The organism is Cupriavidus sp. CPT47-8839-RL05A (genome assembly GCF_058792255.1).
Genome location: NZ_JBYTEG010000005.1, coordinates 76,811 through 99,421, shown reverse-complemented (window position 1 = coordinate 99,421; position 22,611 = coordinate 76,811). Strand labels below are relative to the sequence as shown.

General features: G+C 64.9%; 19 protein-coding genes. 8 read left to right on the top strand and 11 right to left on the bottom strand.

Annotation, left to right across the window (positions count from 1 at the left end):
- Positions 1-50: 50 nt before the first annotated feature.
- Both AC3WVS_RS07315 and AC3WVS_RS07310 read right to left on the bottom strand, forming a co-directional pair.
- The gene (locus AC3WVS_RS07315; RefSeq protein ID WP_492318025.1) at positions 51-1,034 is read right to left on the bottom strand and encodes a Bug family tripartite tricarboxylate transporter substrate binding protein; all 984 of its coding nucleotides are present in this window, start codon (positions 1,032-1,034) and stop codon (positions 51-53) included.
- A 410-nt stretch (positions 1,035-1,444) separates the two neighbouring features.
- Positions 1,445-2,410, bottom strand: a complete 966-nt coding sequence (locus tag AC3WVS_RS07310; protein ID WP_492318024.1) for a LysR family transcriptional regulator — start codon at positions 2,408-2,410, stop codon at positions 1,445-1,447.
- Between the two features lie 106 nt (positions 2,411-2,516).
- Between AC3WVS_RS07310 and AC3WVS_RS07305 the strand changes: the two genes are divergently transcribed.
- From AC3WVS_RS07305 to AC3WVS_RS07295, 3 genes are all read left to right on the top strand, one after another.
- On the top strand, positions 2,517-3,497 hold the full coding sequence (locus AC3WVS_RS07305) for an amidohydrolase family protein (RefSeq protein WP_010812600.1): 981 nt from the start codon (positions 2,517-2,519) through the stop codon (positions 3,495-3,497).
- 31 nt (positions 3,498-3,528) lie between these two features.
- Complete coding sequence (locus AC3WVS_RS07300; RefSeq protein WP_492318023.1) at positions 3,529-4,497, top strand: Bug family tripartite tricarboxylate transporter substrate binding protein; 969 nt, start codon at positions 3,529-3,531, stop codon at positions 4,495-4,497.
- Positions 4,498-4,811: 314 nt separating this feature from the next.
- Positions 4,812-5,948, top strand: a complete 1,137-nt coding sequence (locus tag AC3WVS_RS07295) for a zinc-binding dehydrogenase (RefSeq protein ID WP_492318022.1) — start codon at positions 4,812-4,814, stop codon at positions 5,946-5,948.
- A gap of 1 nt (position 5,949) precedes the next feature.
- Here the strand turns inward: AC3WVS_RS07295 and AC3WVS_RS07290 are convergent, their stop codons facing one another.
- Genes AC3WVS_RS07290 through AC3WVS_RS07275 form a run of 4 tightly spaced genes read right to left on the bottom strand, consistent with a single transcriptional unit; the run spans position 5,950 to position 9,063 of the window.
- A complete protein-coding gene (locus AC3WVS_RS07290) occupies positions 5,950-6,213 on the bottom strand; it encodes a DUF302 domain-containing protein (RefSeq protein WP_492318213.1) in 264 nt (87 codons plus the stop codon).
- 18 nt (positions 6,214-6,231) lie between these two features.
- Positions 6,232-6,969, bottom strand: a complete 738-nt coding sequence (locus tag AC3WVS_RS07285; RefSeq protein ID WP_492318021.1) for an ABC transporter substrate-binding protein — start codon at positions 6,967-6,969, stop codon at positions 6,232-6,234.
- A gap of 22 nt (positions 6,970-6,991) precedes the next feature.
- The gene (locus AC3WVS_RS07280) at positions 6,992-8,035 is read right to left on the bottom strand and encodes an Ldh family oxidoreductase (RefSeq protein WP_492318020.1); all 1,044 of its coding nucleotides are present in this window, start codon (positions 8,033-8,035) and stop codon (positions 6,992-6,994) included.
- A 20-nt stretch (positions 8,036-8,055) separates the two neighbouring features.
- Positions 8,056-9,063 (bottom strand): Bug family tripartite tricarboxylate transporter substrate binding protein, encoded by a 1,008-nt coding sequence (locus AC3WVS_RS07275; RefSeq protein WP_492318019.1) that lies wholly within the window; start codon positions 9,061-9,063, stop codon positions 8,056-8,058.
- A 113-nt stretch (positions 9,064-9,176) separates the two neighbouring features.
- Between AC3WVS_RS07275 and AC3WVS_RS07270 the strand changes: the two genes are divergently transcribed.
- Entirely contained in the window at positions 9,177-10,073 is an 897-nt protein-coding gene (locus tag AC3WVS_RS07270) for a LysR family transcriptional regulator (RefSeq protein ID WP_492318018.1), read from the top strand.
- 323 nt (positions 10,074-10,396) lie between these two features.
- Here the strand turns inward: AC3WVS_RS07270 and argC are convergent, their stop codons facing one another.
- Entirely contained in the window at positions 10,397-11,350 is a 954-nt protein-coding gene (argC, locus tag AC3WVS_RS07265) for an N-acetyl-gamma-glutamyl-phosphate reductase (RefSeq protein ID WP_492318017.1), read from the bottom strand.
- Between the two features lie 201 nt (positions 11,351-11,551).
- Here argC and AC3WVS_RS07260 point away from each other — a divergent pair, with 201 nt between their 5' ends.
- On the top strand, positions 11,552-12,436 hold the full coding sequence (locus AC3WVS_RS07260) for a LysR family transcriptional regulator (protein ID WP_492318016.1): 885 nt from the start codon (positions 11,552-11,554) through the stop codon (positions 12,434-12,436).
- A 383-nt stretch (positions 12,437-12,819) separates the two neighbouring features.
- Positions 12,820-12,948: a hypothetical protein gene (locus AC3WVS_RS07255; RefSeq protein WP_492318015.1), complete on the top strand. Its 129-nt coding sequence runs from the start codon at positions 12,820-12,822 to the stop codon at positions 12,946-12,948.
- Between the two features lie 648 nt (positions 12,949-13,596).
- Here the strand turns inward: AC3WVS_RS07255 and phaZ are convergent.
- Together phaZ and AC3WVS_RS07245 are read right to left on the bottom strand one after the other, a co-directional pair.
- The gene (gene phaZ, locus AC3WVS_RS07250; RefSeq protein ID WP_492318014.1) at positions 13,597-14,832 is read right to left on the bottom strand and encodes a polyhydroxyalkanoate depolymerase; all 1,236 of its coding nucleotides are present in this window, start codon (positions 14,830-14,832) and stop codon (positions 13,597-13,599) included.
- A gap of 334 nt (positions 14,833-15,166) precedes the next feature.
- Complete coding sequence (locus tag AC3WVS_RS07245; RefSeq protein WP_492318013.1) at positions 15,167-16,054, bottom strand: LysR substrate-binding domain-containing protein; 888 nt, start codon at positions 16,052-16,054, stop codon at positions 15,167-15,169.
- A 108-nt stretch (positions 16,055-16,162) separates the two neighbouring features.
- Here AC3WVS_RS07245 and AC3WVS_RS07240 point away from each other — a divergent pair, with 108 nt between their 5' ends.
- Positions 16,163-17,431, top strand: a complete 1,269-nt coding sequence (locus tag AC3WVS_RS07240; RefSeq protein ID WP_492318012.1) for an MFS transporter — start codon at positions 16,163-16,165, stop codon at positions 17,429-17,431.
- 194 nt (positions 17,432-17,625) lie between these two features.
- Here the strand turns inward: AC3WVS_RS07240 and AC3WVS_RS07235 are convergent, their stop codons facing one another.
- Positions 17,626-19,290: an ABC-F family ATP-binding cassette domain-containing protein gene (locus AC3WVS_RS07235; protein ID WP_492318011.1), complete on the bottom strand. Its 1,665-nt coding sequence runs from the start codon at positions 19,288-19,290 to the stop codon at positions 17,626-17,628.
- A gap of 1,023 nt (positions 19,291-20,313) precedes the next feature.
- Between AC3WVS_RS07235 and AC3WVS_RS07230 the strand changes: the two genes are divergently transcribed.
- Positions 20,314-21,582 carry a patatin-like phospholipase family protein gene (locus AC3WVS_RS07230; RefSeq protein WP_492318010.1) on the top strand — a complete coding sequence of 423 codons (1,269 nt, stop codon included), beginning with the start codon at positions 20,314-20,316 and terminating at the stop codon, positions 21,580-21,582.
- Between the two features lie 102 nt (positions 21,583-21,684).
- On the opposite strand, the gene AC3WVS_RS07225 is transcribed toward AC3WVS_RS07230, so the two are convergent.
- Positions 21,685-22,608, bottom strand: coding sequence for an SMP-30/gluconolactonase/LRE family protein (locus AC3WVS_RS07225; RefSeq protein ID WP_492318009.1), 924 nt, complete (start codon positions 22,606-22,608; stop codon positions 21,685-21,687).
- Between the last annotated feature and the right edge of the window lie 3 nt (positions 22,609-22,611).

The window sequence follows — 22,611 nt, the reverse complement described above, 5'->3', positions numbered from 1 at the left end:
GCATCGCGGGGCGCCGGCCTTGGCCGCGCCCCGCATGGATGGCCCGTTGGTCAGTCCAGCTTGGCGCCGGACTTCTTGACCACATCCCCCCACTTCACGATCTCGGCCTGGATGAAGCTGCCGAACTTGGCTTCGGACAGGCCGTACATCGGCATACTGCCGTATGGCTCGATCGACTTGCGTACCTCGGGGTCGCGCAGCGCTTCCTCCGTCGCCTTCGCAATCAGCGCCACGGTCTGTGGCGGCGTGCCGGCCGGCACCAGGATGCCGGACCAGCTACTGGCCTGCGCCATGGCGTAACCTGATTGCGCAATGGTGGGCACGGTCGGCAGCAGCGCCAGACGCTCTTTGCCGGTCGTGGCAAGCGCGCTCAGCTTTCCGCTCTGGATATGAGGTATCACGATGCTCGGATAGTCGAACATCACGTCCACCACGCCGCCCAGCAGATCGTTGATCGCCGGCGAACTGCCCTTGTACGGAACGTGGGTTAGCTTCACGCCGGCGCTGGTCTGGAACAACTCGGCGCTCAAATGCGTGCCGGTACCCGCGCCCGCCGATCCGAAGTTGACCTTGCCCGGATGCTGCTTGGCGTATTCCACCAGTTCCTTGACCGTCTTGTAGGGGCGCGAGGCGTTGACCACCATGATCGTGGATGTTTCCGAGATCGCGTGGACTGGGGCGAAATCCTTCAACGGGTCGTAGCGCACCTTGCCGTACAGCGCCAGGTTGGCCGCCATTGTGCCCTGCGTGCCATAGATCCATGTGTAGCCATCGGCCGGCGCGCGCGCCGCGACTTCCGTGCCGACCATGCCGCCAGCCCCGGGGCGGTTTTCCACCACCACCGATTGTTTCAGGGTTTCCGACATCTTCTTGGCGATGGTGCGCGATGCCGTGTCGGTGATGCCACCCGGGGTGAACGGCACGATCCAGGTAATTGGCCGACTAGGGAATTTTTCCTGCGCGAATGAGAGTGCTGGCGCCAGTGCCAACGCTGCCAGCAGCGATCGCCGCCAGCATCGGAAACTTCTGTTCATCGCTGTCTCCTTTGATATTTTCTTCGAAATATCGAAGTACTATACAGCTAATCGCAGGAAAGAAAAATAGGAAATCCAGGAGCTCGACAGGAGACCGTACGGGTGGACGTCATTGGGGAACCTTCCGGCTTCAGGTGTCGATTCAGGCTGAACGCGAGGTCGAACAGCCGCTGCCAATGGCGGTGCCATCGGCATTGATATGGGCGTAGCGCGGCTTGGCTTGCCGCGCTCTCGGACGGGACGTTATGCCCCGCTCAACAGCTTCAAGCGGCATGAAACAGCCTTGCGCTAGGCGCACCAGGCGATGAGCCACAAGTGAAGTGCAGCAACAACTGTAAAAAGGAGAAAGCTTGCAACTGGGCCGGCCAACGCGACGCGGAATCACAGTTTGCAAGCAGCGGCGGCGGTCATCAGAACCGTTCCTTGCACAAGGTCTTCAGCGTGCGCACAAAGGTCGCCATGGTGGGCGAGTCACCCGCACCCTGGCGCCGGTAAAGCGCCACCGGCGGCAGCGGCCACTCCAGGTCGCAGGGCACGCTGGCCACGTGCGCGCGGGTGGAGAGATCGTGCGCCACGTCGGCGGGCACGATGGCCACCATCGACGGGTTGCGCTCGATCATGCGGCCGACGATCTTGAGCGAATGGGTTTCGATGGCCGGCACCGGTGGCTCTTCGCCCACGTGCAGGAACAGGTCCAGCACCGAGGCGCCCAGCGCCGTGCCCGCGGGCGGCAGGACCCAGTCCATGGTGGCGAGCTCGTGCCAGTCCAGCGCGCGCTTGCCCAGATGCCTGGCAGTCTTGAGGTGGCACACCAGCGCGGGGCGCTGGCGGAACAGGATGTCGCAGCGCAGGTCACGCACCTGTGCCGCGCCGCGCGCGCGTGCCACCACGCCTTCGAGCCTGTGCTCGCGAAGCAGCGCCAGCAGGCGGTCGCTGCTGGCTTCCTCCACCGAGAACACGAACGGCCCGACCTGCTCGCGCGTGTGCGAGAGCGTGTCGCACAGCAACTGGCCGGACAGGTAGTGGATCACGCCGATGCTGAGCCGCTCGGTGAAGCCCAGGCGGGCTGCGGCCATGTCGTTGGCCCAGTCCTGCAGGTCGACCAGCAGGCGCGAAGCGCGCGAGATCGCGATGCGCCCCACCGGCGTGGGCGTGACGCCACCGCGTTGCCGCGTGAACAGGGCCGTGCCCATCATGGATTCGACCTCGGCCAGCATCTGCGTCAGGTAGGGCTGGGTCACCCCCCATTCCTGCGCCACGCGGGAGAGCGAGCCGTACTCGTTCAGCGCGACCAGCAGGTTGAGCTGGCGCGCCTTCAGGCGCGAGCGCATGCGGCCCAGCGTTTCAAGGGCCAGGGCGGTGAGTCGGTCGGGCATAAGTATTTACTTATCCTGGTATCAAGATATCTGCCAATACGTTTATGCCAGATCACTACAGTAGTGTCTAGACATCCGTCACTCACACACCACGGGAGCCCCCTAGATGCCTGTCATCGATGTTCACACCCACATCTTCACAAAGCCCTGGCTGGAGCTGCTCAAGCGCAAGGGCGGGCTCTACAACATCCAGCAGCGCCCCGACGGCCAGCACGAGGTATTCCGTGGCGACACGCCCGTGGTCATCCCACAGAAAGGACACTTCGACTACGACCTGCGCATCCAGCACATGGACGCGGCCGGCATCGACATCTCTGTCATGTCGCTGACTTGCCCCAATGTGTTCTGGGGCGACGAGGAAACCAGCTGCGAAGCGGCCCGCGAATCCAACGATTCGCTGGCGCAGGCGCAGGCCGATCACCCGAGCCGGCTGCGCTGGTTCACCTCGCTGCCGTGGGAATACCCGCAGCGCGCGCTCGACGAGCTCAAGCGCACCTGCGACAACGGTGCGAGCGGCGTCATGGTGCTGGCCAACATCGCCGGCCGCAGCCTGACCGACCCGGCCTTCGCGCCCATCTGGGCCGAAATCGACCGCCGCGCGCTGCCGGTGCTGGTGCACCCCACCGACCCGCCGGGCGCCGACCTGATGGACATGACCAAGTTCGACCTGAGCTGGTCCGTGGGCTTCATGTTCGACACCACGCTCGCCATCACGCGCATGATCTTCGAGGGCTTCTTCGACCAATACCCCAACCTCAAGATCATCGCCTCGCATGCGGGTGGTGCGTTGCCCTACCTGGCCGGCCGTTTCGGGAAGGGCCACGAGGTCGAGATCCCCCAGCGGCGCAAGATGCAGCGCACGCCCATCGACTACCTGCGCCACATCCACTACGACTGCATCTCGTACAGCCCGGCTTCGCTGGAGTTCCTGATCTCGGTCGTCGGGGCCGACCGGGTGATGTTCGGCACCGACTGGCCGCACCAGGTTCACGACACGCGCGGGTCCTTCGCCAATACGGAGCGGCTGTCCGCCGCGCAGCGCGACGCCGTGCGTTCGGGCAATGCCATGCGAGTATTCGGTTTCTGATCGACTTCGGCTGACCAAGGAGACTCTCAGCATGATGAAGCGACGCGTTTTCAATCGGGTGGCTGCAACCTTGGCGCTGGCCGCCGCGCTGCCTATGGGCGCCCTTGCCCAGGACAAGCCCCCCCTCAAGCTGCTGGTCGGCTTCGCGCCCGGCGGCTCGGTCGATGTCGTGGCGCGGCTGCTGGCCGAGCGCCTGCGCCTGCCGCTCGGCCAGCAGGTGATCGTCGAGAATAAGCCCGGAGCTGGCGGTCGCCTGGTGCTTGGGGAAGCAAAGCGCGCGCCGGCCGACGGCAACACGCTGGTCATTTCGCCCAGCGGCGCGTTGGTGATCTCGCCATGGCTCTACCACCTCAACTATGACCCGGTGAAGGACTTCACGCCCATCGCGCGCGTGGTGACCTTCGACTTCGCGGTGACGGCGGGTCCGGCGGCGCCGGCCGGCGACATCCGCGCGGTGCTGAACTGGCTCAAGGCCAACCCGGCCCGCGCCAACTACGGTACTTCGGGCGCAGGCACCGTGCCGCACTTTGCGGGCGTGCTGCTGTCGCAGGCCTCAGGCGTGCCGCTCACGCACGTTGCCTACAAGGGCGGCGCGCCAGCAGTGTCCGATCTGCTGGGCGGACAGATTCCCATCATGGTGGACACGATATCGGAGACCATCGAGCATCACCGCGCGGGCCGCCTGCGCATCCTCGCGGTCACGGGTAACGCGCGATCGCCGGCGCTGCCCGACGTGCCAACGCTCAAGGAGTCCGGCATCGACGCCACAGCTGAGGCCTTCGTCGGCCTGTTCGCCCCCGCAGGCCTGCCGGCCGACAAGGTCAAGCGCCTGTCCGACGCGATCGCCGAAGTGCTCAAGGCGCCCGATCTCCAGGCGCGCATCCGCGAGATCGGCCTGAATGCAAACTACGCCGGCCCGCAGCAACTCGGCGAGACCCAGGTCGCCGAGCTCAGGCGCTGGGAACGGCCCATCAAGGCCTCGGGCTACAAGGCCGAATGATGTTGCCGCCGTGCAGCATGCAGGGGCTGGCCGTGCTCGTGGGCCGGCCGGTCCCGCACAGGCGGGTCAATCGTTTCCTTCAGTCCGAGTCGAGCCGGCGACTGGAACGTAAAGCGCAACAGGGCTGACCGCCAGGTGATTGGCATATCCACCGCTATCAGTGCGATGCATGATGGCCTGTCGGCCGGCGCATGACCTGAATTTCCGGCCCAGTACGGGATTCGCAGGAACTTGCTACATTGCTGACTGCTGGCGAAAACAGCCCCCCGCTGCTGCCGCGCTCACCGCAAACCGACAGACCAAGGAGACATCGAATGCGCACCGCACTTCAACTTCGTTCGCAAATCAAGAGCAGTGGTGAACTCGAGCTGTCGCTAGCCAGCATCGACACGCCGAACCCTGGCCCGGATGAAGTGCTCATCCGCATTGAAGCCTCTCCCCTCAACCCGTCCGATCTCGGACTGCTGTTCGGTGCGGCCGACATGAGCACGGCCAAGGCCAGCGGCACGGCCGAGCGCCCCATCGTCACCGCGCGCGTTCCGGAAGGCGCGATGCGCAGCATGGCGGGCCGCCTGGATGCGTCCATGCCGGTTGGCAATGAGGGCGCGGGCGTGGTCGTCGATGCAGGCTCGTCCCCCGCGGCGCAAGCCTTGATGGGCAAGACCGTGGCTGCCATCGGCGGCGCGATGTACTCGCAGTACCGCTGCATTCCCGCGGACCAGTGCCTGGTCCTGCCCGAAGGCGCCACGCCTGCTGACGGCGCGTCGTCATTCGTCAACCCGCTCACCGCACTGGGCATGGTCGAGACCATGCGGCTTGAAGGACATAGCGCCCTGGTGCACACCGCCGCGGCCTCCAACCTGGGCCAGATGCTCAATCAGATCTGTCTCAAGGATGGCATCAAGCTGGTGAACATCGTGCGCAAGCAAGAGCAGGCGGACCTGCTCAAGGCACAAGGTGCGGTCCACGTCTGCAACGCCGCGTCGCCGACGTTCATGCAGGACCTCACCGAGGCACTCGTCGCCACTGGCGCAACGATCGCCTTCGACGCCACGGGCGGCGGCAAGCTCGGCGGCCAGATCCTCACCTGCATGGAAGCGGCCTTGAACAAGACGGCCCGCGAATACAGCCGCTATGGCTCGACCACCCACAAGCAGGTCTATCTCTACGGCGGCCTGGACACAAGCCCGACCGAGTTCAACCGCAACTTCGGCATGGCGTGGGGCATGGGCGGCTGGCTGCTGTTCCCGTTCCTGCAGAAGATCGGGCGCGAGCGGGCCAACGCGCTGAAGCAACGCGTGATGGCGGAGCTGAAGACCACCTTTGCCAGCCACTACTCGAAAGAGATCTCGCTGGCCGAGGTGCTGGACCTGGACGTGATTGCCGTCTACAACAAGCGCGCGACGGGTGAGAAGTACCTGATCAACCCGAACAAGGGCCTGGCCGGATAAATCACCGTGGGGCGCCTTGCGCGCCCACCGTGTCAAGAATCATCCGCTGCGCCACAGCCGGCGGCGCGGCGCTGCCGGCCGGCAATGGGTGGGCGCTTTCCAGTTCCGCGGCGGTGTGGCAGCTCATCCAGGTGCTGCCCTGGCAGTCATCGCGCACCAGCACGCGCAGGGGCAAGTCCAGCACAACGCTGGGTGCGGCGAGCATCAATGGTGTTCCCCGCTTGGCGTTGTCATAGATCAGCACCTGCGTCGCCGGCATTGCCAGCCCGGCGTTGCGTGCAGGCTATGATTTCGCGGGCGCGACGGACGCGCCCTCGATTCCGTGACGCCTGAGAGCGTCCGAAACGAAGCAGGAGGCCTTCATCTGCTCGACGAACCGCCGTAGCAATTCCACGGCTTCAGCGCTGCGGGCTATGGGGAGGCCCATGGCTTGCTGTATGACCATAAACCGGCCCGGCAACAACCTCAGGCCCGCAGTGCGCTTGGCATCTGCTTCCAATTGCTGTCGCACCCCTGCAGCCACGTCCGCGCTTTGCTCCAGGAATGTTTGCACAACGGCAGGGGACGTCGGGGCGCGCACGATGTGTGCATGTTGCAGCGTACGAGTGAGATAAAGATCGTAGGCGCTCCCTTTTCCTACCACGACACGGCGTCCGGCGAGGTCGACCTCTTCGTTGGCCTTGACGGTGGATTCCTCCTTCACCAAATACGCGCCTTCGATCAGCACGTAGGGTTCGGAGAATGCGATGCCGGCCCCCCGGACCGGGTCGACGGCAAAGAATCCGAAGTCCGCCTGTTCGGCCGTGACGGCCTCGACCGACTTCCCCGCTGAGTCAAATACGACAAGCTCAAGCGGAACGCCCAAGCAACTGGCAAGCTCACGGGCGAGGTCTACTGAAACGCCGAATGGATTGCCGCCGGCATCGAGGTTTGCCAGGATAGGGTTGCCTACGTTGATGGATGCGCGAAGGATTCCCGTCGGCGCAAGCTCCGCTGCAAGCCTTGCATATTGACTTGTCATGATGCTTCCGGCGTGTGCCATTTCAGTTCGTCTTTGCGTTGGCATGTCGATCCAGTAGCGCCTTCACCGCTGGATCCATGAGAATGCCCTTTTCGCGCTGACGCGCCAGCTTGTCGAGTTCGATCTCTCCGGGAACAATAACAGGCTTGCCAGGCTCCGCGGGTGCGCTACCGTGGAGGATCGCCGCAAAGTCTTGCATGCGGGCAGCCAGCCATTGGGCCGATCCCAGTCGCCGGGTATCAACCAGGATAAAGAAATGGCCCAGGTTCTGGGGCTGGTCGGGTGCATCGACCCACGACTTGACGTGAGTCAGGTACGCCGCATCCGACAGCAGTCCTGCGAAAAGATCGACCATCAGTGCCAGCCCATAGCCCTTGTGCCCGCCAATCGGCAGCAGGAAGCCATCGAGGGCAGCCTTGGGATCGGTGGTCCGTCGTCCTTGCGCGTCGGTGGCCCATGAATCCGGGATGGATTGTCCTGCCTTGAGCGCATTGCGAATCTTGGCGCGTGCGGCCACGCTCATGGCCATGTCCAGCAGGAAGTGGCGGCCGTCATGCCCCGGTACGCCGAAACCCAGCGGGCTGTTGCCCAGGCGTGCGTCGCTTCCACCCCATGGCGCGATGGTCGTCGTGGCGTTGCTGCCAATCATGCTGGCGAATCCTGCTTCCGCCGCAATGTAGCTGTACGGTGAAACTGGCCCGAAATGATTGCTGCCCCGGACGAAGGCCATGCCGATGCCGAATTCTTCGGCGACTTCCATGGCGGCGCGCAGCGCCTTCATGCCAGCGAGCGGGCCGACTGCGTTGCCACCATCGACCTTCACCAGCGCCGGCGCGGCGCGCTCAACTGTAATGGTGGGGCGTGCCGAGATACCGCCGGACTGGAGCCGTTCGCCATAGGATTCAATGCGAGACAGTCCATGGGTGCTGAGCCCGAAGAGGTCTGCAAGTACCAGGATGTCAATGACATCGATGGCGTCCCCTTCGGTCAGGCCCAGGCCCTGGAACGCGCGCACTCCGAGCTGGCGGAGTTCGGCTTCGGATACAGTGATTCGATCTTGTTGCATGCTGGATATTCTCGGAAGACTTAGTTTGCCTGGATTCCCGCGCTGCGGATGACGGTGCCCCAGCGTTGTTGCTCGGAACGAATGAATGACGCAAATTCGGCGCTGCCCGCGCCGACAGGCGTGCTTGCGTCCTCGGCAAGTCGTTGTCGCACCAGCGGGGTGGCCAGGGCCTTGACAGCCTCGGCATGCAGGCGGCTGACCACCGGCGTGGGCGTGCGCGCTGGCGCCATCAGCCCAAACCATTGCGAGCTTTCAAATCCCGGGTAGCCTTCCTCGGCAATGGTGGGAACGTTGGGAATCGGCGCGAGGCGCTGTGACGATCCAACGGCGAGTATGCGCAGCTTGCCCGCCCTGGCGTGTTGCAGGATCCCCGCCAGGCCCGCCGATGCGGCGTCGATGTTTCCGGCGAGCAAGTCGGAAATCTGGGCGCCGGTGCCCTTATATGGCACGTGCACAAGATCGATATGCGCAGTCTGCTTGAGCATCTCGAAAGCAACGTTGCCAGCGCTTCCGTTGCCCGCCGATCCGTAGGTCATGGCACCAGGCTTCGCCTTGGCCTGGGCGATGAATGCCTTGATGGAATCGCTATGGACGGTAGGCCCCACCGCGAACACCATCGGCACTTTCGCCAGCAAAGTCACCGGCGTGAAGTCCTTCAGAGGATCGTAGGGAAGCTTGCGCATCATGGCGGGATTGACGGCAAGCGTGCCAACGTGGCCGAGAACCAGTGTGTATCCGTCAGGCGCTGCGCGTGCGGTCTCCTGCATGGCGATGACACCCTGGCCGCCGCCCTTGTTGTCCACCACGATCTGTTGGCCCAGATTCTTCGACATCTCTGCCGCGATGACGCGGGCAATGGCGTCCGAGCTTCCGCCGGGCCCATACGGGACAATCAGCCGGATCGGCCTGGCGGGTGTCCAGGTCTGCGCCTGTGCGGGAATCAGTGCAGTGGCTAGCGGGATCGCGAGGGCGGCTACGGCGTTACGGCGCGACATGCGCCGTAACGGCTCTTGTACTTTGTTGGGCATTGTGTCTCCTGCTTGGTCAGGACAGTGTTTCGTTCCATCCATAGGGCGAATGATCATGCTGACCGGATTCCAGTGTAAAGTGCAAAGATCACAAGTATTCTTGCGTAAGACACATGAATTTCGATTTGGCGGACGTGCGAGCGTTCCTGGCAGTAGCCGATCTGGGCAGCTTCAAGGCGGCATCCGATGCGATGTTCCTGTCGCAGTCGGCACTGTCGCGTCGCGTCGATAAGCTGGAAGAAGCGCTTGGCGTCGCGCTGTTCACGCGGACCACCCGGAAAGTCGAATTGACTACCCTGGGCCGCATGTTTGTGCACAAGGCGCGAAACGTCATCAACGAGCTGGAAGAGGCCATGCTCGGCATCCAGACCGTTGCCGATCGGCTGTCGGGCGAGGTGACGCTTGCATGCGTACCGTCTGCGGTCGGGCATTTCCTGCCCTCTGTCGTGGGGCCGTATCACGAGCGCTATCCGGGGATACGGATCCGCATCATTGACGAGTCTTCCGGGGATGTCCTTCTCGCGGTCACGCGCGGCGATGCGGATTTCGGCCTGACCTATATCGGGACGCAGGAGCCTGACATCGATTTCTGCCCCTTGATTGAAGAGGCGTTCGTTGTCGCCTGTCGCAAGGGGCATCCGCTGGCGACGCGAAGAAGCGTCAAATGGAAAGACCTTGAAGGCTGTGACTACATTACGCTCGCGCAGGGCAGCGGCAACCGCTTCCTGATCGACCAGGCCCTTGCGCGGCTGCCGGTAAGACCGCGATGGTACTGCGAGGTAAATCATGTTCCCGCCTTGGTAAGCCTGGTCCAGGCCGACCTGGGAATCGGTGTTGTGCCTCGAATGGCTTTGCCGCCGAAGTCCAGCAGTGGTCTGCTTGCGATCCCGCTGACTGACCCAGTGATAACTCGAACGTTGGGATTGATCTCGCGACGAGGACGCCCGTTGGCGCCGGCCGCTCAGTTTCTCTTTGACATGCTTATCCGACGAGGAACAGCGAAACCCTAGGCGCGTGGCACGAAGTTGCTGCCGTGTCAGTGACCACCGGTGTCAGAGCACCCATGGTCACTCGGGAAGGAAGCGATGATCGACTGAGAATGGCCGACCCCAGGCTGTAGCATCGCGAAGGCCCTCAGTATGTTGACCGAACGGCAACAATTGCTCCTGCGTCAGTACGGGGGCATGCAGAAATATCCGGAACGCATCCCACGTCATGCGTGGCATGCAGATTCACTGACGCGCCGAATCACGCGTGATTGACCCGATCGCATCAGGCGGGCCGGAAGCCGGGAAGCTGCCGGCCCGCTTCATATTTCGACGCTGGGTAGGCCTCAGGCGGCCCGGTGAACCTCCGCCGCCACCCCGGCCAGCATGAGATCGAGGTTCTGCACTGCCGCCCCCGAAGCACCCTTGCCGAGGTTGTCGAACACCGCCGCCAACAGCACCTGCCCGTGCTCGCGGTTGGCGAACACGCCCAGGCGCAGGTCGTTGGTGCCGTTCAGTGCCTGCGGGTCGAGGTGAGTGGTGGCGGCCGATTCGGCTAGCGGCATCACCTCGACATGGCGGGCGCCGGCGTAGTGGTCGAGCAGGCAGGCGTGCAGCCTGCCGACGTCCGTGCCCGATGCCAGCAGGTCCAACTCCAGCGCCACCGTCAGTACGATACCTTGCCGGAAGGCGCCGTAGGCCGGCACGAAGGCGGGACGACGTGCCAGGCCCGCGTGCTGCTGGATTTCAGGCGTGTGCTTGTGCGCCAGGTCCAGGCCATAGACCTGGAAGGGCAGGGCCCGGGTGGCCTGCGGTCCCTCGTAGGTATCGACGGCGGTGCGGCCGCCACCCGAATAGCCCGACACCGCGTGGATGGCGATGGGGTAGTCGTGCGGCAGCAGGCCGGCCTCCGCCAAGGGGCGCAACAGGCCGATCGCCCCGGTGGGATAGCAGCCCGGGTTGCTGACGCGCAGCGCGCCCGCGATGCGCTGCGCCTGGCCGGCAGTCATCTCGGGAAAGCCGTAGGTCCAGCCGGGCTGCGTGCGGTGTGCCGAGCTGGCATCGATCACACGCACCGCAGGGTTGACGATGGACGCCACCGCCTCGCGTGCGGCGGAGTCCGGCAGGCACAGGATGGCGATGTCGCAGCCGTTGATGGCGTCGGCGCGGGCGCGCGCATCCTTGCGCTGGCCGGCGGGCAGTGTCAACAGGCGCAGATCGTCGCGTCCGCGCAGGCGTTCGTGGATCTGCAGGCCGGTGGTGCCCTGGTCGCCGTCGATGAAAACAAGAGGGTAGCGCATGGGATGGATCCTTGGCAGTGGCGTGAAAGTGGCGGCCCCGGCCGGTTCAGCATCAGCTCTGCGTTGGTGCGGCCGGTACAGGAAGCGCCATCTTGCGCCACCGGATAGAATCGAAGAAGTTGAATTTCATGACGATGAAATTCACGTTTCCTGAACGATATTCCTCGTCAGCAGATACGCCCTTAACCGGAATGCCGCCCCATGCGCGAGATCAGCCTGGACCGCCTGCGTACCCTCGTCGCCATCGCCGATCTGGGTTCCTTCGCCGAAGCCGCGCGCGCGTTGCACCTGGCTCCGCCCACCGTCAGCCTTCACATTGCCGAGCTGGAAGCCCGTGTCGGTGCGCAACTGCTGACGCGCAGGCGCGGCGAGGTGCGTCCGTCGTCCATTGGCGAGACCCTGGTCGATCGCGCCCGTCGCCTGCTGGCCGATGCCGACCTTGCGCTGGACGACGTGCAGCGTCAGGTGCAGGGGTTGACCGGCCGCGTGCGCCTCGGCGCCTCGACCGGGGCCATCGCCCACCTGCTGCCGCAGGCGCTGGCCGTGCTGGCGGAGCGGCATCCCGACATCGACGTGCAGGTGGCCGTGCTTACCTCGGAGGAGACGCTGGCGCGGCTGGCCGCCGGCACGCTGGAGATCGGTCTGGTGGCACTGCCACAGGCGCGCGTGGCGGGGCTGACCATCCGCCCTTGGCGGCGCGATCCGGTACGGGCTTTCCTGCCAGCGAGCTGGCCCTGCCCGGCGCGCATCACGCCGGCCTGGCTGGCAACGCGCCCGCTGATCCTCAATGACGGCACCACGCGCCTGTCGCGCCTGACCGCCGAGTGGTTCGCCAGCGGTGGCCACAGGCCGGCACCGCGGATTCAGCTCAACTACAACGACGCCATCAAGAGCCTGGTGGCGGCCGGCTATGGTGCGGCCCTGCTGCCACACGAGGTCACCACGCCGGCGCCGGATGCGCGCATAGTGATGCGGCCGCTGCGGCCGGCGTTGTGGCGGCGACTGGGGTTGGCGCACAGCGGGGAGCGGGTAGAACGCGCCACGGAATACGTACTGGAGGCCCTGTGGGCGCTGCGGGCGGGGTAGTGCCGTTGGCCACACGTCGGCCGGCGGCTGTGCGCGGCGCCGCCACGCGTTGATCGCGTCCTCGATTGCATTGATGGAGACATTTGCCGCGCCTGTCTGCATGTTGCGGTCATGGGCCCCTCACTGGTGAGCGCCCCAGGATCAGCGCCCATGGGGCTGCTAGCGACGGGCGGCATAAGCGCCGTGCTGTTTCGGACTAGAATCCTCTGAGGAGGTGTCAGTCATGTCAGCTATCAAGCGCATCGATCCGGGCCATTCCGCCCATCAGGCCGCGCCGCACAGGACCCCCCGCTACCCTGCGGAGCACGTCACGCTGACGGCTGGCTCCAGGAAGAGGCTACGCCCCAGTGTGCCGCATCGAAAGGTCGGGCGCGGCAAGGTCGGTGTCGGCGGCAAGTAGGGACCTGCAGCGGCTGGTCGGCTTCGCGCCCGGCGGCTCGGTCGATGGGCCGGCCGGTCCCGTACAGGCACTCGATCACTTCTTCACGATCGAAGTACGCGCCGGCGCGTGACGTTCAGTTCGTTGCCATAGTCTGTGTCGGCATCAGCGATCACCGGTACCACTACCGACTGCGCGATGACGCGTGAACAAGCTGGGCGCGGGGCAGATCACGCACGATGTGTCGTCGGCGCCGGAGGGTTAGCGTCATTCTTGAACTCGCGTGCACCCTCATCGCACGCCGGCGCGGAGCAGAGTTTGCAGCGACTTGAGCGCTATTGGGTTCGCAGGCTTGTGTTTACAGCGCGAGCGTCTACCGTGAAAGGCGATCCCACAGGAAAGGAGACAGCAATGAAAAAGCTAGCTTTCCTCGCCGCCCTTTCGCTAACCGCCGTTGCGGCGTGGGCGCAGGGCGGTCGCTACGGTTCGCCTCCAACACCGGGGACTGACACTGGCAGGCGCGCGGAGCCAACTGTGCAGGCCGCCAGCGGAGCTTCCGGCGAGAGTGCCAAGAAAGACAAGAGCGAAGCGCACGGCAAGGTTGACCGCAGTAAGGGGCGTGCCGGCGGCCAAGGCGCTTCCGCCGCGGCAACGCGTGGCCATCCTGCATCGGCGCCCGAGAGCCAGCCCTGAGCTGGCCACCGCGAGTTCTTGTTCCCCAATAGGGATTGCACAACCCTTGACTGGGTGATCGCTTGCGCCTGCCCGCGGGCAGGCGATGCTAAGTATCGTGCCCGGTCAGATCGCGGATGCGGGGGTAGACGTCGGTGCACCAGCGAGGCCCGCAGAACAGATCATAGTGGCCGCACTGGCGGGCCGTGAGGTGCCGCTTGTCGCATGCGGCGATGCCTCGGCACAGATCGTGCGCGGCCTGCGTCTGGCCCCGGCCGGAAATCTCATCCTGTTCGCCCTCGATGGTCAGCAGTGCGGTGGTACGGATGTCCTGTGGCCGCACTGCCTCGCCCCGCACCTGCCAGCTGCCGCGCGCCAACTGAAATTCCTGGAACACGAGCTGGATGGTGTCCAGGTAAAACTCGGCCGCCATGTCGAGCACCGCGTGGTAGGCATCGCAGGCACGCCGGTGCTCCTTGGCACGCACGGGGTCGCAGCGAACGAGATCCAGGCAATAGTCCCAATAAGCCTCCCCCAGACGTTCTGGCTGTGCCGCCGCCAAGCCGGCAAGTTGCAGAAAGCTTGGGCACACCTTGCGTCCGGCACCCGGGTAGGGCTGCGGTACCGCATAGATCAGGTTACGCTGAAACCACGCGAGAGAGTGGCGCGCGGCCAGACGTCCGAGTGCAGTCGGGCTGCGGCGTGCATCGACCGGGCCGCCCACCAGGATGAGGCTCCTGGGTGTCGGCTCACCCGCGCTCGCCAACAGCGAAACCGCAGCCAGCGCTGGCACGGTGGCCTGACAGATGGCCAGCACGTGTAGCGGTTCCGCCCTGATCCGACGGATAAATGCCTGCAGGTGGGCCACCTGGTCATCGAGATGGAACGGTCCTTCGGCCACCGGCACGCGACGCGCATCGTTCCAATCCGTCACATACACGACATGCTCGGGCAGCAAGGCCTGCACGACTTCACGCAGCATGACGGCATGATGGCCCGCCAGCGGCGCACAGACCAGCACCGCTGGCATCGGTGCGGTGCAAGGGTCAAGCGCGCCCATGTCGGGTGCGAAGCGCAGCAGCCGGCAAAACGGCCCTTCCACGATGACCTGCTCAGCCACCGCGATGACGCGGCCGTCGCGCCGGATGGCGGTGATGCCAAACGACGGCTTCTCGCAGGTCCTGCCGAGCCGGTAGAGCATCTCATAGCCGGCAGCAAAGCCCGATGCGCCCGGGACATATGCGAAGGGGCTGGCCGGATCGATGAACGCATTTGCTGCGCTCGCCGCCCATGCGGTGAATGGCGCGAGCAGCGCGCGCTGATACTCGACGAGCTGGTACAGCATGAAGACTCCCGTAGGAACGCGCACACGATTCGGCTGGCAATGACATCCGCGCTGTGTCGCTCACGGCGATGGGCATGCTGCCGGGGTCGATGTGCCTCTCCATGGCAACAGGTGTCACCGCGGGGGGGAACGTGCAGTCATAAACACGGGCCAGAATTTCACTATATGTCGGACAGGCCTTGCTGCAACGCCAAACATCAAGCGCCGCGCCGCTGGCGGGGCCCGCTTGCTTGCGACCCCATACCGGTCTTCCGCATCCTGTTACGTGAACGGCCGGAATTCGATGGTTCACCGCCGATCCGGTAGGACGTGACCAGCCATCCCACCGCCGCCATCACACCGGACGCAACGCCTCAAGCATGATGTCAGCCAGGCGCTGCGATACCTCGGACGCGGGTCCCGGCGCGCGCAGGAGCATCAGGGGCATCTTGCCGAGCGGCGGCAATCCTTCGGCAGCCCCAAGTTGCCGCAGCGATGCCGGCAAGCCGTAGGGCGTGCGGACCACCAACCCAAGTCCGGCTGCCGCGGCGGCCCACAGGCCACCAAGGTTGGGGCTGGTGAACGAGACGCGCCAGGGGATTCCGGCGCGGTCCAATGCCGCCGTGGCGGCATCGTGGAAATGGCAGGGCCGGTCGAACGCCGCCAGCGGTATCGGCTGGCCGGGCTCGATGTGCCACGGCAGCGCAGCCGGTCCGACCCAGCACATCGGCGGTTCGCCGACCACGGCGATATCGGCGCCGGGCTCTCTTGCCGTCCGAGCGCCATCCGCGCCGCCCCAGACCAGCGCGAGATCCAGCGTCCGCGCCTGGATGCGGGCGAACAAATCGTGATTGCGCGCCACCATGGCTTCGACCCGGACCTTCGGATGCGCTCGCGCAAACCGCCCCAACACCTCCGGCAGCATTGCCTCGCCGAACTCTTCCTGCAGTCCCAATCGCACGCCGCCGGACAGGTCCACCCCTTTCACGGCCGCGGCAGCTTCGTCGTTCAGGGCAACGATTCTGCGCGCGTAGCCAAGCAGCAGACTCCCCGTCTCGGTAAGTTCCAGGGTCCGGCCGGCCTTGCGAAACAGCGGCGTGCCTGCCATGTCCTCGAGCTTGTGAATCTGCGCACTGACGGCCGAAGTGGAGCGCCCGACCTGCTCCGCAGCGCGCGCGAAGCTGCCCAGGTCGATGCCGGCGATCAAGCTGCGCAGCGCGGCAATATCAAGATTCGACGTCATGGCAATCGTGCGGAAAAACGAAACAATTGGTCCCAAACTTTCTGATTTTCAAGACGAATATTGGTTGCAATACTGACGCCCTGTCAACAGCCTTATCGGAGGGCCGTCGTGGCCGAGTCCGTCTGTTTTGCCCGCCCTGGTGGCAATTCCCTCGCGGCTTCCGCTGCTTCGCATCGCTGGAAAGTGTTGGGCGTCGGCGTTGCCGCGAACGCCAGCTTCATCGCTGCCGCCAACGGGTTGCCCGCCACCGCGGTGTGGCTGCGCAGCGCCTATCAGATCGACAACGGGGGGCTTGGCCTGCTGCTTGGTGCGTTGGGCATCGGCGCCGCGTTGTCCGAACTGCCGTGGGGCGCAGCGGCCGACCGGTGGGGCGACCGTCGCGTCCTGCTGTACGGGCTCGGCGCCACCGCTCTCATACTGGCGGTGATGGCACTGTTCCTGGCCCCAAGGCCGGATCGCGTGCCGCCGTTGCCGGTGGCGATGGCCTGCATGGCGCTGCTGGGACTGGCGGGCGGCAGCGTCAACGGGGCCAGCGGGCGGGCGGTGATGCGATGGTTCGCCGACGGCGAGCGCGGCCTGGCGATGAGTATCCGCCAGACCGCGGTGCCCCTCGGCGGCGGGCTAGGGGCGCTCGTGTTGCCGTGGCTGGCCTTTGCCATGGGCTTTCGCTGGGTGTACGCAGTCCTGGCCGCGTTCTGCCTTGCCTCTGCCTGGCTGACCTGGCGATGGCTGCACGAACCCGCGCATCTCGATGCCCCCGCGTCGGCACGGCGCCATGCGCACGACAATGCCAGCCCGTTGCGCAGCCTGCGGGTCTGGCGCATTGCGGTGGCCATCGGTATCCTGTGCGCGCCCCAGTTCGCGGTCTTGAGCTTCGCCTCGGTGTTCCTGCACGATGCGGCCCATGTGGGTGTGTCGGGCATCGCCGCCACCCTTTGCGCTGTGCAGCTCGGCGCGATGGCGATGCGGATCTGGAGCGGCCGCCGTACCGATCGGCGTGGCAACCGCCGTGCATGGCTGCGCCAATGCACGCTGATCGCCGCGCTGATGTTCGTGCCGCTGGCCCTCTGCGCGGCGGTCGGGCAGGGTGTTCCGGCGACGCTGACCATGGCCGCGGTCGTGCTGGCTGGCATCGCGGTTTCGGCCTGGCATGGGGTTGCCTACACCGAACTGGCGACGCAGGCGGGCGCGGAGCGGGCGGGTACGGCCCTCGGACTGGCCAATACGCTGGTCTTCGCCGCGTACTTCGCTGCCCCTGTGGCGATCCCGCCACTGCTCGATCGCGGCGGCTGGGCCGGCGTCTGGCTCCTGGCCGGGGCCTGCGCGGCGACGGCGTGGCCGCTTTTTCCCCGGGCTGGCGATGGTCCCGGCAACTGACCGACGTTTCCGGTCACTGCTTCGACCGGCGAGCAGCTTCCCATTAATAGGCATGCGCAGGGTTCTGAAAAGGAGAACCACTGCGACGGGATTTCGGAACTCGCCGTATCAGGTCACGAGGCGCTCAATGGCGACTTTCGCGCTGAATCCTGTAAAGCTCACGCCTGGGTCCCACCATTTCAGGCGATGACCTTCTACACTGCGGCAGGCTGCTCGCGCAGGCGACGGGCTTCGTCGCGCAGGAACTGCTGGTAATCGTCCAGATCGCCGTCGAAGGGCTCGACGCCGCCCTTGGTGACCAGCCAGAACTCATCGCATACGGCGCGCAGCAGGGCCCGGTCGTGACTGACCAGCATCACTGTGCCTTCGAATTCGTTGAGCGCCATGCCTAGCGCTTCGCGGGTGGCCAGGTCGAGGTGGTTGGTAGGCTCGTCGAGCAGCAGCAGGTTGGGACGCTGCCACACGATCATGCACAACACGAGCCGCGCCTTCTCGCCGCCGCTCATCGTGCTAACCGCCTGATGGACCATGTCGCCACTGAAGTTGAAGGTGCCGAGGAAGGTGCGAAGGGATTGTTCGGTGCCACTCTGGCCGGGAGCGCGCATGTGCGCCGGCGTGTCCTTGGCAAGGCGGATCATGTGTTCCATCGGCGTGTCGAGCGGGCGCAGCACGTCGAGTTCCTGCTGTGCGAAGTAGCCGATATTCAGGCCTTTGCCTTCGCTGATTTCGCCGGCAATCGGTGCCAGCGCGTGCGCCACCGTCTTCACCAGCGTGGACTTTCCTTGGCCGTTGGCACCGAGAATGCCGATGCGCTGCCCGGCCAGCACGGAACGGTTGATGCCCCGCACGATGATCGTGGGCGGCGTGCCCGGCAGTGCGCCGGTCGGCGCCGGGTAGCCGAAGCTCGCGTCCAGCATCGACAACAGCGGGTTCGGGACGTTGAGCGGCTCCTTGAACTCGAAGTTGAACTCTGCGTCGGCAAGTACCGGTGCGATCTTCTCCATGCGTTCGAGCGCCTTGACCCGGCTCTGCGCCTGCTTCGCCTTCGAGGCCTTGGCCTTGAAACGGTCGATGAACTTCTGCAGGTGGGCGATCTTGTCCGCCTGCCTGGCCAGCGCGGCCTGCTGCAATACGAGTTGCTCAGCGCGCATGTCTTCGAATTTGCTGTAGTTGCCGCCATAACGCACGAGCTTGGCGTTGTCGACGTGCACCGTCACCTGCGTCACCGCGTCGAGGAATTCGCGGTCGTGGCTGATCACTACCAGGGTTCCCTGATAGCGCTTGAGCCAGGCTTCCAGCCAGACCAGCGCGTCGAGGTCGAGGTGATTGGTCGGCTCGTCGAGCAGCAGCAGGTCGGACGGGCACATGAGCGCGCGCGCCAGTTGCAGTCGCATGCGCCAGCCGCCGGAGAAACTGTTGACCGGCTGACCAAGCTGCGCAGCACTGAAGCCAAGGCCGAGGATCAGCGCCTGGGCACGTGCGGGGGCATCGTGTGCACCGGCGTCGTGCAGGGCCATGTAGGCGTGCGCCATGCGCATGCCGTCGTCGCTGACCTCGGCGGCGGCTACTTCGGCCTGCGCGGCCAACAGCACGGTATCACCCTCGACTACGAAGTCGGTCGCGCTCTGCCCGGTCTCCGGCATCTCCTGCGCGACCTGGCCCATCTTCCATGCAGCGGGTATCGAGAACTCACCGCTGTCTTCGTGTAGCGTCCCGTTGAGAAGGCCGAAGAAGGATGACTTGCCGGCGCCATTGCGGCCGACAAGACCAATCTTTTCGCCGGGGTTGAAGGTGACGGACGCGCGGTCGAGTACGACATTGACGCCGCGACGCAGCGTGACATTACGGACGGAAATCATAGGGAGCTACTTCAGAGAGGATTCGCATGATAGCCGACCGGATGTGCAGCGCTGTAGTCTGATGCGTTGACGTTTGCGCTCATGGCTGAGATCCATCCTGTAGCGGGGGCATGGCCGCGGCGGAAGGTTTCCCCCGCGGAGGAGGCGATCATGCGATCAGCGCGTTGGCGACGATCGCTGCCGCCGCTACGCTGGACGTGCTGATGGCCAGCCAGCATCCCAGCAGGAGGGCGCCGTTGGCCACGCTTCGACCTGGAATCATCTTGTGTGCTCCGAGGGATGGGGGACTTCCAGCTTGGCGTTCGGCATACTGCTCTCTCCGATGAAATTTATTCAATGATTTTGAGTTCTCGTTGGGCGGCGCTTTGTTCGCTGTGTTGCATTGACGTGCCGTCTATGTGACGAACTATGTCGTATGAAAGTGCGGAGATAGCCAGCCAGAGTTGTAAACATTATTCAAAAAATTTGATTAATTCAGGACATGTAAGACCCTGGCTCCGGTGGGCGTTTGATGCCTGAAGCCGGCGCGCGTGGCGGCTCCGACAACTTGGAGGAGATTGAAAATGACCGCTGGCGGCGCGGCACCAGGCGAACCAATCAAGCCCGGTCGAGTTAGCATTCAGTACCTTGATCTTCGTCCGCCCTCCGACTTTCTCCCGACGCTACTCAGGCGCCATCTGCGGGTCGCGCGGCCCCATGGCGATGCCGTAAGATCCCGAGGGAGCCGGACACACCGGATCCTGGCGCCAACGAAACTCGACCTTCCCTTCCCGCGGGCCGCCACCACGCCGAGCACCTTTCTGACCTAGTCCAATGTGGAAGTTTCGACATGACCAGACTCTTCGCCGCAAGAGCAGCCTGCCTTGGCGAGTTGGGGGGGCAGGGAGAGAGCGGCACGCCCGCGGCAGGGCCTGCCACGCTCTGATGCTGCTTCTGCTTGCGGGACTCAGTGCCTGTGGGTCGCTTTCTCACAATGCTCCGCGCAATCTGCCTCAGGCCGCGGCTGGCAGCGCATCCGCGGCCATGCGCGAACCCACCGACGTCGCCGGCCCGACAACCGTCGCCATGTCGTTCTCTGGCGGTGGCACGCGAGCCGCAGCTTTCGCCTTCGGCGCGCTGCAGGGGCTCGACGCCATGAGAGGTCCCGGGGACGCGTCCCTGCTCGACGACGTCTCATTTATCAGCAGCGTGTCCGGAGGCTCCATCACCGCGGCGTACTACGGTCTGCACGGCAAGGCCAGCCTGGCGACCTTTCGATCCGTGCTCTTGAAGGACGGAGAGGCGGGGCTTCGCTTCAGTCTCCTGAATCCGGTCAACCTCGCGCGCCTCTTCGCGGGAGGCCTCAACAATCGGGAAGATCTCCAGACATGGCTCGATGAAGACGTGTTCAAGGGCGCGACGTTCGCCGACATGTTCCGCCGCGGCAAGCCGCTCGTCTGGATCAATGCCACGAACGTCTACTACCGGGTCGCGTTCCCGTTCAGCCAGCTGGCATTCGATGCGCTATGCAGTGATCTCGCGAGCTTTCCCGTTTCCGAGGCCGTCGCCGCATCCATGGCGGTCCCGCTCTTCTTCGCACCGATCGTCCTTCAAAAATATCCCGAGGCTTGCAGTACACCGCTGCCGAACCTTGACCACGCCCAGAGGCCCGGGCAATCGCTGCTGCTTGGCGCTTTGGCAACCGCCGTTCGCGGTCACCGGGACACTTCGAAGGGAAAGTACATCAAGCTGGTAGACGGCGGGGTGACCGACAACTACGGCCTGGCCACCATTTTGCAATCGCGCCTGCTGCTGGGCACGGCTTACGGTCCCATGAGCGAGAACGACGCGATCAATGTGCGGCGGCTACTCTTCATCGTTGTTGACGCCGGTCAGGGCCCGCGCGGCGATTGGAACCAAAGCCCGGGTGGCCCGTCCGGAATCGAAGTCGCAAGTGCGGCCATCGACGCGGGAATGGCGACCAGCGTTCGCATGACCTATGACGCCTTCGTTCCCATGATGCAGCGGTGGCGCGACGATCTCGTGGCGTACCGGTGTGGGCTGCCGCATTTCCGGCAGCAGGAGATCGCTGCACGCCGCCCAGGCTGGCGGTGCAATGAAGTCGAATTCTTCGTCACGCGGATCTCGTTTGAGGCCCTCGACAAGGAGCGAGCTGCAAGCCTGAACGATCTGCCGACCAGACTTCGACTGCCCGAGAAGGACGTCGATCGCCTGATCGAAGCGGGAAGGGATGCCATCCTTGGCAACCCGGTGATCCGCGAGTTCGAGCGCGAATCGACCGAGGCGCGATAGTACCGCGGCACGCGGCGTGGGTGAGGCCGCGTTCTTGCTGCTCGGCCGCGGCGCTCTGGCGCAGGCATGTGTCCGGCATGGCGAGAATGCCCGATACTCCGTTCACGCCAGCCGTCCTCCGTGCACCGGCGCACCGCCCACCGACATGTCGGCGCACAGGATCGTCCCGGTGGTCGACTCGGTCATGAATAGCGTGGTGCCCTCGGTGCCGCCAAAGCACAGATTGGTCAGCGATGTGCCATCCGGGCTACGAATCACCTCCACAGGCTCGGCGCGATGATTGAGCACCCAGACATAACCAAGTCCGGGATTCGCCACCAGCAGATGGCCATCCGATCTCATTGCCAGACCGTCGGGGCCGCTCGGGCCGTAAGAGGTAAAGAACTGCCCGACCTTGCTGACCGAACCGTCGGCCTGCAACGGCACGCGCCATACGCTGTTGCCGCGGGTCATCGCGACGAACAGCACCTTCTCGTCGGGCGCGAGGACGACACCGTTCGGGCTCGGTGCGTTGTCCAGCAGGACGTCCAGCTTGCCGTCGGGCGTCAGCCGATAGACGCGGCCCGTCGGATCGTGCAAGCCGGTCTGGCCCTGGTCGGTGAAGTAGAGATTGCCCTGCGAATCGAAGGTCAGGTCGTTGACGCCCCGGAAGCGTTCCGAATTCCTGCGCTCGAGAAACGGGGTGACGGTTCCCGACTTTGCATCCAGACGCACCAGGCCGTTGCGATAGTCGGTGATCAGGAAATCACCGCGGGCCAGGCGCTTCATGCCATTCGGTTCACCGTCGTACTCGGCAACCAGCTCCCAGTCGCCCTGCATCGAAACACGGAAAATGCGGCCGTAGGGGATGTCCGTCACCCAGAGATGGCCATCGGCCCAGACCGGCCCCTCCAGGAATGAGTCGATCGTCGCCCCGCCGCGATTGGCATGCGCCCACGCGTTGTCTGGGTCGTGCCGACGGAACGGCTCCGGAAGCCGGGTGAGCACCTGTGCATCGCGTACGGCCGGTTGCTGAAGTAGGAACATCGC

Coding starts and splice junctions, on each gene's coding strand:
- AC3WVS_RS07315 (WP_492318025.1), bottom strand. CDS start 1,034: ATGAACAGAAGTTTCCGATGCTGGCGGCGATCGCTGCTGGCAGCGTTG.
- AC3WVS_RS07310 (WP_492318024.1), bottom strand. CDS start 2,410: ATGCCCGACCGACTCACCGCCCTGGCCCTTGAAACGCTGGGCCGCATG.
- AC3WVS_RS07305 (WP_010812600.1), top strand. CDS start 2,517: ATGCCTGTCATCGATGTTCACACCCACATCTTCACAAAGCCCTGGCTG.
- AC3WVS_RS07300 (WP_492318023.1), top strand. CDS start 3,529: ATGATGAAGCGACGCGTTTTCAATCGGGTGGCTGCAACCTTGGCGCTG.
- AC3WVS_RS07295 (WP_492318022.1), top strand. CDS start 4,812: ATGCGCACCGCACTTCAACTTCGTTCGCAAATCAAGAGCAGTGGTGAA.
- AC3WVS_RS07285 (WP_492318021.1), bottom strand. CDS start 6,969: ATGACAAGTCAATATGCAAGGCTTGCAGCGGAGCTTGCGCCGACGGGA.
- AC3WVS_RS07280 (WP_492318020.1), bottom strand. CDS start 8,035: ATGCAACAAGATCGAATCACTGTATCCGAAGCCGAACTCCGCCAGCTC.
- AC3WVS_RS07275 (WP_492318019.1), bottom strand. CDS start 9,063: ATGCCCAACAAAGTACAAGAGCCGTTACGGCGCATGTCGCGCCGTAAC.
- AC3WVS_RS07270 (WP_492318018.1), top strand. CDS start 9,177: ATGAATTTCGATTTGGCGGACGTGCGAGCGTTCCTGGCAGTAGCCGAT.
- argC (WP_492318017.1), bottom strand. CDS start 11,350: ATGCGCTACCCTCTTGTTTTCATCGACGGCGACCAGGGCACCACCGGC.
- AC3WVS_RS07260 (WP_492318016.1), top strand. CDS start 11,552: ATGCGCGAGATCAGCCTGGACCGCCTGCGTACCCTCGTCGCCATCGCC.
- phaZ (WP_492318014.1), bottom strand. CDS start 14,832: ATGCTGTACCAGCTCGTCGAGTATCAGCGCGCGCTGCTCGCGCCATTC.
- AC3WVS_RS07245 (WP_492318013.1), bottom strand. CDS start 16,054: ATGACGTCGAATCTTGATATTGCCGCGCTGCGCAGCTTGATCGCCGGC.
- AC3WVS_RS07235 (WP_492318011.1), bottom strand. CDS start 19,290: ATGATTTCCGTCCGTAATGTCACGCTGCGTCGCGGCGTCAATGTCGTA.
- AC3WVS_RS07230 (WP_492318010.1), top strand. CDS start 20,314: ATGCGCGAACCCACCGACGTCGCCGGCCCGACAACCGTCGCCATGTCG.
- AC3WVS_RS07225 (WP_492318009.1), bottom strand. CDS start 22,608: ATGTTCCTACTTCAGCAACCGGCCGTACGCGATGCACAGGTGCTCACC.